This is a genomic window from Bacteriovorax sp. As-1 (assembly GCF_058446905.1).
The window spans coordinates 123354-137046 of sequence record NZ_CP184341.1 but is presented as its reverse complement, the minus strand read 5'-3'; the positions used below and the strand labels follow the sequence as shown (position 1 = coordinate 137046).

Sequence of the window (13693 nt, the reverse complement as noted above, 5' to 3'; positions counted from 1 at the left end):
CCCTCTTTGAGGGCCTTTTTTATTTCTGCTTTTTAAACATCGACATGTCTGGTTTGCGGGAAAGATCCAGGTGGTGTTCGTAAACCTTTTTCCCATTCTGATAGTGGGCGCAAGTCCCATCTTTATGTAATTCAATCATCCCTTTGACTTCTGTTCCTTCAGGGACGCTGATAGCGTTGGTGTTGGCGCTTAGGCCGCTAATGTAGTTGTTGATGTAGATGTCTTGAATGCGAGTTCTATCAAAGTTTTGAACTGATCTTTGGGTTGTCGAATAGTAGGGGGCCATGATTGATGGTTTAGTCGATTCATGACAAAGGCCAAGTAGGTGTCCCATCTCATGCAGAACAACAGTTGGTAGATCCATATCCACCTGGTACATGGCATTTGCCATCACCAGGTCTGAAGCGTAATCGCGGTAGTTAACAATGATATCAGCGTGAGTCAGTTGCACGTACTGGCCAAGACCAGAGCTACTTGTGACCACACCATAGTATTGCGTGATAGCGATAACGTTAGTTTGAACGTTAGAAAACCATTGAGGGGATTTATAGATTCCGATTTCGTTGTCTCTGAAGGCCGACGTTGTCGAGTAACCAGTGTTGTTCGTTACGGGAAAAGGCACCGTAATAAGCGTTTTAGAGCCTCCTACAGCATCATTCCAGACTTTCGCCATCTGCTCGAGAGGGTTGAGTCCTCCGACCATCATACCCGCTGTAATATCGCCGGAAAAATCAGAAGACATTTTAACAGTTAGAGGCAGGGAAGAGTCACTCCATTTCCCGATAAGGCAGCCCGATCCGCTGCTGCCTAAGGCTGATTGAGACGTTGTTGTCTGCTTTTTACAAGCAGCAAACAGGAGAGTGAATAAGGAAATTAAGAGCAGGTTCCTCATTGCTCTATTATCGGGCAACAAGGGGGGAAACTTAGGGCAAAAACCTTAATTTTTGCCCTAGTTTGGGATTACTTAGTGTTGGCCTTCTTGTGGTCAGCTAAAAACGCCTCTAAACCATTTGTAGTTAGGGGGTGCTTATAGAGCGACTTGATAACAGAAAGAGGCATAGTCCCTACATCTGCCCCAATTAAGGCCACTTCTCTGACGTGTGCCGAATGTCGGATAGAAGCTGCCAGGATTTTTGTTTTGAAGCCGTAGTTATCATACATCTGACGGATTTCTGCGATCAGGTCGTTTCCGTTGTGTCCGATATCGTCCAGGCGGCCGATGAATGGAGAGATGTAAGTGGCCCCGGCCTTAGCTGCTAATAGGGCCTGGTTCATTGAAAAACAAAGTGTGACGTTTGTCTTGATGCCTTTTTTTGTGAAGTAAGCACAAGCAGCGATTCCCGCTTCAGTTAGAGGAAGCTTGATCACCACGTTTTTGTGAATTTTAGCTAATTCCTCGCCTTCTTTAATCATACCTTCTAGGTCAAGTGCTATAACTTCCGCTGAAATGGGACCGTCAACGATCTCAGAGATTTCGCGGATGACATCTTCTTGTTTGCGTCCGGTTTTAGCAATAAGAGATGGGTTAGTTGTGACTCCGTCAATAATACCCAACGAAACTGCTTCTTTAATTTCAGCAATAATTCCTGTGTCTAGAAAAAATTCCATAAATCCTCCGGTTTAAAAAATATGCCATAAGAGTACGCTCGGCGGGTGTTTTCGGAAAGCTTTTTTCCCACTGGGGTAGAAAAAAAAGTAGGTTATAATCTTATGTATGAAGTCACTACTGCTTAGTTTTTTAATCCTCGGAATCAACTCATCAAATGCTATTGAGTCGAAGGCACTTAATTCTCTGACAGTCAGAGATGAGCCTAAAAACAAGGTTAAAAAAGAGACACTGGTCATTGGGGCCGATTCGTTTTACGACGTCAAGGCCGATTATACGATGTTTTCCGGACGAGTGACTGACCGTGATGCCACAGCTTCAATTGTAAAAATCTCCAGCGAAAATAAGAACGTAAAGTTTTTCCGGGCCGGGGATTTAGTCGAGTTTAAAATCCAAAACAACAAAGAAGGCGACTACTGCCAGGGGTATGTCCGAAGTATTGAGCCGGATTACTTCGTTATGTACGCCAAAGAACTGTTCCCATGTTTTCCCAAAGAAGAGTATTTCAGACGCGGGACTGCGCTGATTATGCACTCTGAGAAGCTGGCAGAGCGCGTACGCGAGGCCTCTGTTTACCGCGCGAGTTTAATTAATAAGAAAAAAGACTTCATGGTTCAACTCAACGATATCAACAATGGGATCTGGAACTTTGAAGAAAGAAAAGTGCAGACGGCCGCCGATTACGACCGCCAGATTGCTGAACTTGAAAAAGCAAAGATCAAAGCGCTGGATGATTTACTCTCTCGTAAAAATGATGAGATTAAACTTCAGCGCGAACTGGCCTTCCGCTTAGATAATATCGACAAAGAATTGGACTTCTACCGCATTGATAAGAACGATTTGTTGTTTGACCGCTGGCATATGGATCACGATGTTGGCTTGCCGGTTTACGATCGGCCGGAAGAAATAAGACCTAGAAGAGCAAGTGGTGAAAAAGTTATTGATGATTAAAAAAAAAGGGCCCGGAAAACGGGCCCTTTTTATTTTAGTGCTTTCTGTAGTTTGAATAAATGTCTTCCAGGATTTCCTCGTTGTATAGGAAATTTGGAGCGTGCTCTAGGTAAAGCTTCAGGTCGTAAGAAGGAGCAAGTCCTAACCATTCCTTAATAAGCGTTACGCTCTTTTCTTGCTGGATCCATTTAAAGATACACGCCTGACGAAGTGATTTTGGAGTCAGAGTGATCATTAGTTTATTTCTGTAGTCTTCGAAAATGATCTCAATCCCTCTTGGCGATAATCCACCAGAAATGATTCTGTATGGGTTAGCGTAGAAGAGAAGGTTGTCAAATGTGATTTGTGACTTAGCCTTCATTTCATCAAGGATTGCCAGGTAGTCAGCAAAAACTTTTTCAAAGATTTTTGGAAGAACAACTGTGTATGCATCTCTTTTCGGGTGACGGATAAGAACGCGTGCTTCTCCGTTAGAGATTGTGATGTCGCTCATTTTTAGCTCTGAAAGATCAGAAACTTTTAACCCTGCTCCGAAGATAAGAAGGAAAAGGATTTGGTTTCTCTTAGACAGAAGCTCCTGAATTTTATCTTGTGAGTGCGACTCTTCAACTAAGTAAGTCCAAAGAGTTTTTACGTCGATAAATGGAGTTGGTCTTGGGATATCTAAAAACTTCGGTGAAGTTGGAAGTTTTCTCACCGGGTTTGAAGACACCAGTGATTTGTTTAAAAGGAAATCAAAGAAGATTCTTAGAGCTTGAACTCTTCTTCTTCTTGAGTTGTCAGAAGAGTACTTGTTTTCCAGGTACTTTCCGTAGTTTGTCACTAGCGCCTGGTCGAAGTTTTTAACTTCAACAGAAGCGTATTCAGTGTTTAGGTAAAAGTTAAAGCAGTCTAGGTCTGTCTTGTAGTTCTTTAGCGTGTTTTGGCTCTTTCCCTGAGTTCTCAGGTTGCGGTAAAACTCTTGTTGAAGTTCGAAAAGTTCTGGGTTTAGAGGGGCGCTTGAAACCGGGGTTTGGACAGTAGATTCTGTGGTGTTTGTGTTCATAGTTCTTTCGTCTCTCTCGGAAAAGTGTGTGTGTGAAGAGTCATTTCAAAGTGTTAGCGCGGGCATAGTATCTTAGTTGGTAAATATTAACAACCAAAAAAGAGAATCTTGATAACGCGTATGAGTAGTGATAAAAAACGCGCTGAGATAAAAACATTCAAATAATCAGTAGGCTAAGCCGTGCAAGAGACGACCTTTAATCAAGAAACTCAGGAAGATGGGAGCATACGCTTTCCTGATACGCATTCATGGCTTAATGCATTTTATTCCGAAGCGTCACTAAAAAAATTCGATCAATCGGAACTTCATCATATTATTTCTCACAAGATTTCTTTTGCTCAACTCGAAAAAAAAATTAATTATACATTCAAAGATAAAAAGTATTTGATTCTCGCACTCACTCAATCAACTTTTTGTTATGAGATGAAAGAGAGTACACTGCACTCAAATGAACGCCTGGAATTTTTAGGTGACTCACTTATCAACTTTATTGTTGGAAAAAATCTTTATCACCTTTATAAAGATCATCACGAAGGCGATCTCTCAAAGCTCAGAGGAGCGCTGGTTAATGAAGAGAAGCTTGCTGAATTAGCGCGCTCAATTACTCTGGGAGAGTTTTTGTTCATGGGGCGCGGAGAGCTTCGTTCGCGCGGGTTTGATAAAGACTCGATTTTGGCGGACGCCTTTGAAGCTCTTTTTGCGGCGATTTATTTTGATTCAAATAATAATGTTGAGATTTTAGAGACAACACTAAAATTTATTGTCGATCAGTTTGAAAAGAATACAAAGACTTCATTTTATTCTTTAGAACAACTTAATGTTTTTGATACTAAGTCTAAACTTCAGGAATTGACGATGGCCGCCCTCGGGGTATTTCCCACTTATAAATCGAGTGAACTTCCGGATCACACAGGATTTCATGTTGAAGTGTGGCTCGGGGACAAGAAGCTGGCAGAGATGACTGGGACATCAAAGAAAAAAGTAGAAAAGCAATTAGCTAAAAAAATTATAGACGAGAAGCTTTACTAAAATAAAGCGTGAATAAGAAAGGAGACGAGAATGTTAATCGAAGATCAGCACCCCCACAACAAATCCATTATGGTTGCAGTATTAGGGGCGCCAAACGTAGGGAAAAGTTCATTGATCAACTGCTTGATCGGAACAGACCTGTCAGTAGTTACAAGTAAACCACAAACAACAAGAAACAAATTTCACTGCGTGTTTACTGTAGACCGCACTGAAGTTGTTATGGTGGACACTCCGGGTCTACACAAGTCAAACCAGGAATTCAACAAGCGTTTAAATGAGCAGGCAAGAGAGGGAACAGAAGGAGCGGATTTAAACCTGCTTTTAATTGATATCTCTCGCGATATTTTAGACCAGTTTGTAGACTTCAAAGACAACTTTCAGCAAGAATTAGGGCCAACATGGGTTCTTTTCACAAAAGCTGACAAAGTTGAAGACTCAGATAAACTTCCACTGAAAGAAGTGTTTGAAAGAGCAAAAGAAATCTTCCCATCACTTGAGAAGTATTTTTTAATTTCTTCAAAAGAAGGAATCAATATTCATGATTTAACCGGAGCTCTTTGTGATAAAGCTGAGCCGGGACCGCACTTGTATCCAAACGGAGATGTCTCAAACAAGAACCAAAGATTCTTCGTTACTGAATACATCCGCGAGCAGGCGTTTGAACTTCTAAAAGATGAAGTTCCATACGAAGTTGCGGTTGTGATCGATGAATATAAAGAAGTAAAAGGTAAAACAGACCCGAATTCTTATGAGTCACATATTTCTGCTTCTATTCTGGTAAACCGTCCGTCGCAAAGAGCGATCGTGATTGGTTCATCTGGATCGATGATTAAAGAAATCGGGATCAGATCGAGAAAGAAAATTGAAGTTATGACTGGAGGCCCAGTTCACTTAAACCTACACGTAAAAGTGTCGCCTAAGTGGTTCTCAAATAACTTCGTTCTTGAAGAAATCGGTCTTCCTCGCGCGAAGGATTCTAATCGCGTTTGGAGAAAGAAGTAATGGAAACAAAACAATATCACCGCTCAATGGTGATCTCCCTGATCGGGAGACCCAATGTCGGTAAAAGTTCACTATTTAACAGGCTGATGAAAAAAGCTCATAAGGCCATCACTCACGACAAGCCGGGAGTGACGCGCGATCGCCACTACGGTATCGCGACTTTTGAAGAGCTCGCTGGAAAAGATGCAGCTGAAGCGATCCTGGTTGATACCGGGGGATTCTACCCGACTAAAATCGAAGAAAATGTTCCAAGAAAAAATGACCAGATCATGAACAAGTTTTTCAACATCATGACTGATCAGGCAAAGACGGCCATCAGAGAAAGTGACTTGATCCTTTTCGTCGTTGATTCACGTGAAGGTGTTTTACCTTTTGATGAAAGTATCGCTGATTATATCCGCGCTCAGAAAAAACCTTTCTGGGTTCTGGTTAATAAATTCGACACTGATAAACAAGAAGGCGAGGAGCTGGAGTTTTATCAATTAGGTATCGGTGAAGAAGAGATGTTTAAAGTCTCTGCTGAACACGGCCTTGGTTTATTAGATCTTAAACAAAGACTACAAAAAGAAATCATAAAATTCGAAAACTCGCAAAAAGATGAGATGTCGAATCTACAAAAAGGTGTGACTCCAAGAGAGAAAGTTGTCGCTCGTCTGGCCCTTATCGGCGCACCAAACGCTGGTAAATCGACAATGCTTAACCTGCTTTTAGGAGCAGAGAGAGCACTGGTTAGTGATATTCCGGGAACAACTGTTGATCCGATTGAAGGCTTCTTTGATCTTTTCTTTGGAAAAGAGGCCCATCTATTGGATGATGATTTAAGTTTCGCTAAGACGGATTCTCTTTTATTCCAGCAATATGAAGAATTCAGAAACAACAACCCAGATGTTTATAAAGACCTGGCCGTTGCCTACAACCTTGAAGAAGAAGGCACACAGGGTACGCCGATTTACGATGAAGAAGACTACGTTGGTGAGGAAACTCCGCTTTTTGATGAAACTCTTGAAGCAGACGAACACAACGAAAATGAAATCGATTTCGATGACGCTCTTTCTGATGAAGAAGTTCAAAAGTCAGAAGATGATCTCTATGAAACTGTTTTTGCAGTAGACGATGAAGACTTCTCTGATGAAGATGTAGAACTCTCAGAAGAAGAGATGCTGGAAAACGAGGGATACTCTGAAGAGTATCTTCAAGCTGAAGCTCAAATGCTTAAAGAAGAGGAAGAAAGAGGATCACAGTGGCGCTCTATGCACATTGTAGATACAGCTGGGATCAGACGCCAGAAGGCCGTTGAAGGCTTTATTGAGCAGCAGTCTGTTTACCGCTCTCTTCGTTGTATTACTGAGAGTGATATTATTCTTTTTATGATCGATTCAACTATTGGTATTTCTCATCAGGACCGCCGTCTTTTAGACATCGCTCTGGAAAAAGGAAAATCAGTTATTGTATGTTTAAACAAAGTGGATCTTTTAAAAGAGAAGCTTGTTGATGAAGCGGCCAAAAAAGAGTGGATCGCCGATTTAAGAGCGACAGTTCCATGGTTAAACCACTGCGACCTGATTCCTATTTCCGCGAAGTACAATAAGCATATTGGAAAGTTAAGAGAGTCGATCAAAAAAACTGTCTTGATTAGAAATAGAAGTATCGGAACTGGAAAACTTAACCGTTATGTTTATCAGTTGATTGAAAAAAATCCAGTGGCCATTAAGAAAGCGGGTAAGAGGTTAAAGGTTAAGTATGCTTCGATGTTAAAATCGAATCCGCCAACTTTCCTTTTCTTTACTAACCTTTCTAAGGACATTCCGGATAACTATAAGAGCTACTTGAAAAACGGATTGAGACGCGAGTTTGAATTCGACAACACGCCGATTCATATTGTGTTTAGAACAGGAGAGGATTTAAACCGTCGCCTGGGTAAACGCATGAAAGAAGTTACCTGATTAATACCGACATTGTTCATAAAAATAGGCCCGGATAATCCGGGCCTATTTGTTTCTTTTCTTGTAAGTACGCCTAACTTAATGTGAAAACTTCTCACATTTTGTAAAATCTTTGTTTACCTAAACTATTTTAAGTGTAGAGTTAAATTATTTTGGAAATAATATTTATTGCGCATTAAAAGGAATGATTGCGTGATCATAACTCTGATTAATCCACCAGTGCTGATGAGAAAAGGCAATGCCGCAACTGTGACGCCGTCGCCTCCATTAGGGCTTGCTTATGTGGCCTCTTATATCAGGACTTTTTACCAGGTCGAGATTGTCGACAGCATGGGAGAGGCCCTCGATCAAGTCACAGATATTAAAAATTCACCATACTTTTTTCATGGACTGCAGACCAACGAGATCATTGCACGTATTAATCTTAAGAGTCGTATCATTGGGCTTTCGTGCATGTTCACTAGCAACTGGCTTTTGCATAAGGAGATTGTGAGAAAAGCGATTGCGACTTTTCCTGAGGCACTAATTGTTTTAGGAGGAGAGCATGCGACAGCTGCTCATGAAAATATTTTAAGAGAGTTTCCTGAAAACCTGGTTTGCGTTTTAGGCGAAGGAGAGGAAACACTGCTAGATCTTTGCCAACAATTGGAAAAAGTTGATGGCGATTTCAAAAATGTAAGAGGCATTGCTTATTACGATAAAGAGCGCGGAGTGATTTCTTCACGTCGTGAGAGGATTAAGGCCCTGGATGAAATCCCGACGCCTGCCTGGGATCTCTTTCCAATCGAGAAATACCTTCAGCAGGGTTCAGGCGCCACAGTTCATAACCGTCGCACAATGATGATGCTCACGTCTCGCGGGTGTCCGTATAAATGCTCTTTTTGTAGTGCCCCTCAAATGTGGGATAAATATGTATTTCACCGCGCACCTGAGGCGATTATTCAGGAAATCAGAAACTATATTTCACTTTATAAAATTGACCATATCGAATTTATGGATCTCGTAGGGCTGGTTAATAAAAAATGGACCTTGGATTTCTGTGAGAAAATGGCCCAGGCCAATCTTCCGGTGACCATCACTTTCAGTCCCGGAACCCGCAGCGAAATTCTCTCAGAAGAGATTTTGCGCGGTTTAAAAGCGGCAAAACTTCTGCGCATTCAGTACGCACCTGATTCAGGTTCAACTGAAGAGGCCAAACTTTTAAAAAAGAATGCGAATCTGGATAAGATGACTATATCCATGGCCAAAAGCGTGGAGCTTGACCTGCCTATTTGTAGCAATATTCTTGTTGGTTATCCCGGACAAAGACTGCGGGATCTTTATCGAACAGGGAAGTTTTGTTTGAAGCTAGCCCATCTGGGAGTTGATGATGTTCTAGTTCACAACTTTGTCCCTTATGATGGATCAGAGTTTCATGAAAAGTTGATTAATGACCCTAAAAAAAGGTACATTAATTATATCGGTGACACTTTTATGACCAGAACGACTGGGCCTTCATTGGGGTATGTGCAGTCATACTCAGAAAACATCCCTTCATGGTTTTTATCTGTTTTCCGTTTTACGGTGCTTGGTGCCTGTGTGATTGTGCACTATCTTTTTCATCCGAAACGCATTTTTAAATCGATAAAAAATGTGGCCAACAAACTGACGGTGACTTATCTGGAGAATTTACTGTATCTCAAGTTTTACCGCGAGGTAAAAGTGATCAAGAAAATGGAGGCCATTTCCATCGAGAGTTTTAAGGGGATTGGTTGATTACCAGTTAAAGATGTAGCTCACCATTGTACTGTAAGCATTTCCACCTAAGTCTTCAAACCCGTATCCACCAGTAGTAAGAGGGGCATAGCGCTGAGTGTTTTTGTCGAAGAAGGCCACTGAGTGGAAAAGAAACTCGAGACCGATATAGCTTTCTTTAAGTTCAATAGGGAATTCCAGACCAAAACCAATACCTGCTCCTAGACCACCGCCGGCATCGTTAGGGAGTTGAGTTTGATCAGTGTATTTGTTTGTAGTGTACCAGTACTCAAGACGCCCAATAAGGTAGGGGTTTGAGTATGTGATGGCCGTTCCTAAGTTTGCTGTATCGATGTAGTAACGGTAGCCCAGAAATACTCGCAGCATGCTGATTTCAACCATTCCCGGAGGACAGGCCTCAGTGTTTCCATTACAGCGTTTATCGGGAAAAGCTCTTACTGCATCTTTTAAAAACATTGAGTGTTTCGAAAACTCGACACCTAAACCTAAGGCCGTTTGAAAATCTTTAAAGAAAGTAAAAGAAACACCATATGAAGGCGGAAGGTTTTCATACGCTAGACCGCGGTTACCATCGAACGTCGTTAATCCCAGCGAGAGATTGAAAGAAAAAAATCTGCCATAACGATAAAAGCGCTCATCTTCAACCACTTTAGCGTTTTCAATGTCTTCATTGAAATCCGTAAAGATGTCCCCACCCACGTTCAAGTCATCGTCGTCGGCCGAAAAAATATCGTTACCGGCCTCCTGAGCACTAGTGATTGCTGGAGTTCCCAGTAAAAGAGTGAAGAATAAAAAGGCGCTTAAGAATTTTTTCATAGATAGAAGTGAATCCCTGCAACCACAAAGTTACTGCCAATGGTTTCAAAGACAAAATCTTTTTTCTTATTGGCCGACACTCCAAATTCAAAGCTAAAGCCAAGTGAGTTTAAACCTGTGAAGTGAAATTCACTTCCCAAACTTAAATCAAATTGAAAACCTGAGTATGTTTTGCCGTTAATCTTGTTGCTGATTAAAGCGCCCAGACCCGCGAAGTAGAAATTGAGTTGAGGCTCATCGAAGATATTGCGGTAGAGTTTTATTCCGGCACCGTATCCACCATCAGTATCTGATGTTGAAACGCCAACCATTCCACCAAGAGCAAAAGAGCGGCTTTTTTGCATTTTAAAGGAGAGGGCAGGGAAATCGTTTTTTAGCTGATTAGTCATCCCGACGCCAAGGCGGTTAGTTTTTTCTAACGCATAGGCACTTTGAAATGAAATGAGTAAGCATCCTGCAAGTAAAACTCGTTTTAAGAGATTCTTCATAAGGTCAAAATCCTTCTTACCTAAATAAATGTGGACTGCGCATCCTGTCAGCAGCGTTTTTCTAATATATTTATTCTAACTAAGCTCTCTATTTTTGACAACTTAACAAAGGCTTTTTAGAATGACTTTGTTTAAAAATGTAAACTTTCAACCTAAGGTAATCAATGACGACTACAACGACTTCATCTCAAAACCGCGATATTAACGAAATCCTGACTGGAAACAAGGCAGAAAGCTTTGTTGCTAAGAATAAAATTGCCGTTTACACGGTCTTAGGGGTAATCGTAGCCGCTGTTTTAGGCTTTGGTATGTTCAAAACATTCGCTGACAAGTCTAACGTTGAATACAACAACAAGATTCATGCTTTTGAGATCACAACTCTAAAAGACTACCTGGCAAACCCTACTGCTCCAAACGCAGCTAAAACTCTGGAGAGTGGTGTGATGAACCTTCACCTGGAAATGGGTGAGTATTTAGGATTACTACCTCTAGTCATTAAATCAAGCGACGCTTTAATGGCCCACGCTCAAAACACTGAAGCGCGTGCTGTTTTATCTGTTGGTGAAAAAATCGCAAGTGATGACTACGCAAAGTATTTCATCCTAAGCCGTCAAGCAGCAGTGTTTGAAGACCTAGGGGAAGATAAATTAGCTATCGAAACTCTGGAAAAAATGACTTCTCAGTCAGTAAAAATTTTCGAAGGGAAAACTTACCTTGATCTTGGCCGCCTTTATATGAAAGCTGGTGACAAGGAAAAAGCTAAGAAGAACTTCACATACGTAGTAGAAAAAGCAAAAGGCGAAGCAGAGTTCGTAAAAATTGCTCAACTTTACCTGACAAAACTTTAAGCTTTAAAACTGGTTCATTAGAATGAAAAAATACTGTATCCCTTTTCTCCTTTCTCTGTCTGTACTGGCTTCATGTTCAACATTAAGAGAGTACAAACCTACAAAGGTGGTAGAGGAACGCTCTCCTTTGACTCCGCTTTGGATTAAAAATCTTGATCCAAGCTATGACAGCGGAAATTTACCAATTGGTCTTCAGTCTCCTCTTGTTCACGAAGGCATCGTTTATGCCGGACATAACGGTGGGTACATGAAAGCTTACGAGCTGGAAAATGGACGCGAAATCTGGAGTGAGTTCGACGGATCGGCCTACCATGCTGGTGCTGTGGCCTACAAAGACCAGGTCATTTACGGAACAGTTCAAGGCCGAGTGATTTCTCGCCATGGAATTCTTGGGACCATTAAATACTCAGTTGACCTTGGAGCTTCTGTGGAAACCAGAGGAGTGGTGAGTAACGGAAGAGTCTTCTTCCAACTTAGAAACCACCAGGTTTTCTGTCTGGATGTTGAAACAGGGAAAATCCTCTGGGGTTACAAGCGCTCAGTTCCTTACCTGACAACTCTTCAGCGCGCAGGAACTCCAGTCGTTTATAAAGACAAGCTTCTGGTTGGTTTTGCCGACGGAACATTTGCCGCTTTATCGATTGAAGAGGGTGTTCTTCTTTATGAAACAAAGCTGACAACGGCTTCAAAATTTATCGATATCGACAACGCTCCTTTTGTTCTACAAGACAGAGTTTATATCTCGCCAGTTGGTGGGGCCCTAAGCCTGATTGACCCGAACACCGGGAAAGTTTTAAGAACGTCTGACTTCACAGTTTCAAGACCACCTCTTGTCCGCGACGATCAATTGATCTTTGGAACGCCAAATGGAGAGCTGTTAGTGACTGATAAAAACCTTAACCTGCAAAAGAGCGTGAAGGTTTCAAGCGGTGTGATCACTTCTATCGTGCCTTATAAAACATACTTTGCGGTTTCAACGACAACTGGTGAATTAAAGCTCGTTGATCAAAAAGGACTGAATGTTGTGGAGACTTTTAAATTGGGTCACGCTTACTCAGCGGTCTTTGGAGAAATGGTGTCGACTGGGGATAACCTGGCGGTACTGTCTTCAAGAAATCGTTTATTCTTATTCCATTAAATAAAAAAAAGCTCCCCGAGGGGAGCTTTTTTTATTTTAAGCTTTCAAAATACTCTCTTGCCCATTCAACATTTAATCTCGTCATTACTTCATTTGAGTAAGTGCTCGATGATTCTTTTGACTTACTCCCTACTGAAGCAATTGAGCGCATTGGAGTGGCCTGGATTTTATCCAGCGATGTCACTAATGCAATGTTTGAAAAGATGGTCGTCTTTAAAAGGGTATCCATGCTTTTTTCTGCAGGCGGGAAGCTTGAGTTTTTAATATGCGTGATCAGGTTCTCATAGATGTAGTAGTTGTTACTTACACCGAACTCACATAGCTCTCTGATTTCTGAATACGTCTTTGCCAGGTGAATATCCAGTGCCTTATGAACCAGTTCGTTCATTTTAGCATCATTCATATCGCCTTTTTGCGAGCGGAAAATGTCCACTACTTTTGGAGTGACATCATCTTTTGCCAATGGCAAAGAAAGTTCCGGTCTCTTTGAAATGTAATCAGCGTCTTCGATCTTTTTATAGTCGTAGACAAATTTTTTGTTGTTTTTATAAGTCACATTCCCGGCAAAACCAGCTGGTTTTCTTCCCTTATGCTCAAGAAGACTAGTGTGGAAATGAGGACAGATGTTCACACTTGGAGCTTCAAAGTCTTGAGCGTATTTTTTCATACTCTCGTATTGTCCAAAGAGTGTGAGGAAATAAAGTTTTTTGTTTGAAAGAGTTGCTTCTTCGCTTAGCGATTTTTCTACACTTGTTGCCGATCCTGCACTTGCCGGCATTCTCGATTTTGATGAAGAGAATTTAAAGCCGCTTGAAGTGATTTCTGGAACCTGGTTTTGTCCCATATTTTTTGGAGTGTAGCGGTCCATCTTTTGCTCAAAGCTTTCAGGCCCTGCACATGAAACAAGAGTCGTAAGAGTAAGGGTAGAAATGACAAAAAGATTTTTCATAAAGGCCTCTCCATGGTCTCTGATAAATCAGAGGATGAAGCTTTATCGGGTATTTTATGAAAAATGTGAGAGGAAAATAAGTCGGACAAAAAGCTCCCGAAGGAGCTTTTTGTCGGTCGTCCG

General features: G+C 41.5%; 13 protein-coding genes. 7 read left to right on the top strand and 6 right to left on the bottom strand.

The window, feature by feature from the left end:
• Positions 1-19: 19 nt before the first annotated feature.
• Together ACN20O_RS00635 and fsa are read right to left on the bottom strand one after the other, a co-directional pair.
• Positions 20-892, bottom strand: coding sequence for a matrixin family metalloprotease (locus ACN20O_RS00635; RefSeq protein WP_491636183.1), 873 nt, complete (start codon positions 890-892; stop codon positions 20-22).
• Positions 893-960: 68 nt separating this feature from the next.
• Positions 961-1608, bottom strand: a complete 648-nt coding sequence (gene fsa / locus ACN20O_RS00630; RefSeq protein ID WP_491636181.1) for a fructose-6-phosphate aldolase — start codon at positions 1606-1608, stop codon at positions 961-963.
• Positions 1609-1714: 106 nt separating this feature from the next.
• Between fsa and ACN20O_RS00625 the strand changes: the two genes are divergently transcribed.
• The gene (locus ACN20O_RS00625; protein WP_491636179.1) at positions 1715-2557 is read left to right on the top strand and encodes a hypothetical protein; all 843 of its coding nucleotides are present in this window, start codon (positions 1715-1717) and stop codon (positions 2555-2557) included.
• Between the two features lie 34 nt (positions 2558-2591).
• Here ACN20O_RS00625 and ACN20O_RS00620 read toward each other — a convergent pair whose 3' ends face one another.
• A complete protein-coding gene (locus ACN20O_RS00620) occupies positions 2592-3602 on the bottom strand; it encodes a tyrosine-type recombinase/integrase (RefSeq protein ID WP_102243936.1) in 1011 nt (336 codons plus the stop codon).
• A 180-nt stretch (positions 3603-3782) separates the two neighbouring features.
• On the opposite strand from ACN20O_RS00620, the gene rnc reads away from it, so the two are divergent.
• The 4 genes from rnc to ACN20O_RS00600 all read left to right on the top strand — a co-directional run bounded on the left by rnc (position 3783) and on the right by ACN20O_RS00600 (position 9331).
• Entirely contained in the window at positions 3783-4631 is an 849-nt protein-coding gene (gene rnc / locus ACN20O_RS00615) for a ribonuclease III (protein WP_491636176.1), read from the top strand.
• A gap of 30 nt (positions 4632-4661) precedes the next feature.
• Complete coding sequence (gene era / locus ACN20O_RS00610) at positions 4662-5633, top strand: GTPase Era (RefSeq protein WP_491636174.1); 972 nt, start codon at positions 4662-4664, stop codon at positions 5631-5633.
• Positions 5633-7576: a ribosome biogenesis GTPase Der gene (locus ACN20O_RS00605; protein WP_491636172.1), complete on the top strand. Its 1944-nt coding sequence runs from the start codon at positions 5633-5635 to the stop codon at positions 7574-7576. Before era ends, ACN20O_RS00605 begins: the two co-directional genes overlap by 1 nt.
• Positions 7577-7768: 192 nt before the next feature.
• On the top strand, positions 7769-9331 hold the full coding sequence (locus tag ACN20O_RS00600) for a B12-binding domain-containing radical SAM protein (protein ID WP_491636170.1): 1563 nt from the start codon (positions 7769-7771) through the stop codon (positions 9329-9331).
• Here ACN20O_RS00600 and ACN20O_RS00595 read toward each other — a convergent pair whose 3' ends face one another.
• Positions 9332-10147, bottom strand: a complete 816-nt coding sequence (locus tag ACN20O_RS00595; protein WP_491636168.1) for a hypothetical protein — start codon at positions 10145-10147, stop codon at positions 9332-9334.
• The gene (locus ACN20O_RS00590) at positions 10144-10635 is read right to left on the bottom strand and encodes a hypothetical protein (protein ID WP_491636166.1); all 492 of its coding nucleotides are present in this window, start codon (positions 10633-10635) and stop codon (positions 10144-10146) included. The genes ACN20O_RS00595 and ACN20O_RS00590 overlap by 4 nt, the downstream gene beginning before the upstream one ends.
• A 164-nt stretch (positions 10636-10799) precedes the next feature.
• On the opposite strand from ACN20O_RS00590, the gene ACN20O_RS00585 reads away from it, so the two are divergent.
• Both ACN20O_RS00585 and ACN20O_RS00580 read left to right on the top strand, forming a co-directional pair.
• Positions 10800-11483, top strand: a complete 684-nt coding sequence (locus tag ACN20O_RS00585) for a YfgM family protein (RefSeq protein ID WP_491636164.1) — start codon at positions 10800-10802, stop codon at positions 11481-11483.
• Between the two features lie 22 nt (positions 11484-11505).
• Positions 11506-12621, top strand: coding sequence for an outer membrane protein assembly factor BamB family protein (locus ACN20O_RS00580; protein ID WP_491636162.1), 1116 nt, complete (start codon positions 11506-11508; stop codon positions 12619-12621).
• A gap of 31 nt (positions 12622-12652) precedes the next feature.
• Here the strand turns inward: ACN20O_RS00580 and ACN20O_RS00575 are convergent, their stop codons facing one another.
• The gene (locus ACN20O_RS00575; RefSeq protein ID WP_491636160.1) at positions 12653-13570 is read right to left on the bottom strand and encodes a hypothetical protein; all 918 of its coding nucleotides are present in this window, start codon (positions 13568-13570) and stop codon (positions 12653-12655) included.
• Positions 13571-13693 lie beyond the last annotated feature (123 nt).

What these genes read in the sequence shown, in the direction of transcription:
- ACN20O_RS00635 (WP_491636183.1), bottom strand. Translation starts at nt 892, where the DNA reads ATGAGGAACCTGCTCTTAATTTCCTTATTCACTCTCCTGTTTGCTGCT.
- fsa (WP_491636181.1), bottom strand. Translation starts at nt 1,608, where the DNA reads ATGGAATTTTTTCTAGACACAGGAATTATTGCTGAAATTAAAGAAGCA.
- ACN20O_RS00625 (WP_491636179.1), top strand. Translation starts at nt 1,715, where the DNA reads ATGAAGTCACTACTGCTTAGTTTTTTAATCCTCGGAATCAACTCATCA.
- ACN20O_RS00620 (WP_102243936.1), bottom strand. Translation starts at nt 3,602, where the DNA reads ATGAACACAAACACCACAGAATCTACTGTCCAAACCCCGGTTTCAAGC.
- era (WP_491636174.1), top strand. Translation starts at nt 4,662, where the DNA reads ATGTTAATCGAAGATCAGCACCCCCACAACAAATCCATTATGGTTGCA.
- ACN20O_RS00605 (WP_491636172.1), top strand. Translation starts at nt 5,633, where the DNA reads ATGGAAACAAAACAATATCACCGCTCAATGGTGATCTCCCTGATCGGG.
- ACN20O_RS00595 (WP_491636168.1), bottom strand. Translation starts at nt 10,147, where the DNA reads ATGAAAAAATTCTTAAGCGCCTTTTTATTCTTCACTCTTTTACTGGGA.
- ACN20O_RS00590 (WP_491636166.1), bottom strand. Translation starts at nt 10,635, where the DNA reads ATGAAGAATCTCTTAAAACGAGTTTTACTTGCAGGATGCTTACTCATT.
- ACN20O_RS00585 (WP_491636164.1), top strand. Translation starts at nt 10,800, where the DNA reads ATGACGACTACAACGACTTCATCTCAAAACCGCGATATTAACGAAATC.
- ACN20O_RS00580 (WP_491636162.1), top strand. Translation starts at nt 11,506, where the DNA reads ATGAAAAAATACTGTATCCCTTTTCTCCTTTCTCTGTCTGTACTGGCT.
- ACN20O_RS00575 (WP_491636160.1), bottom strand. Translation starts at nt 13,570, where the DNA reads ATGAAAAATCTTTTTGTCATTTCTACCCTTACTCTTACGACTCTTGTT.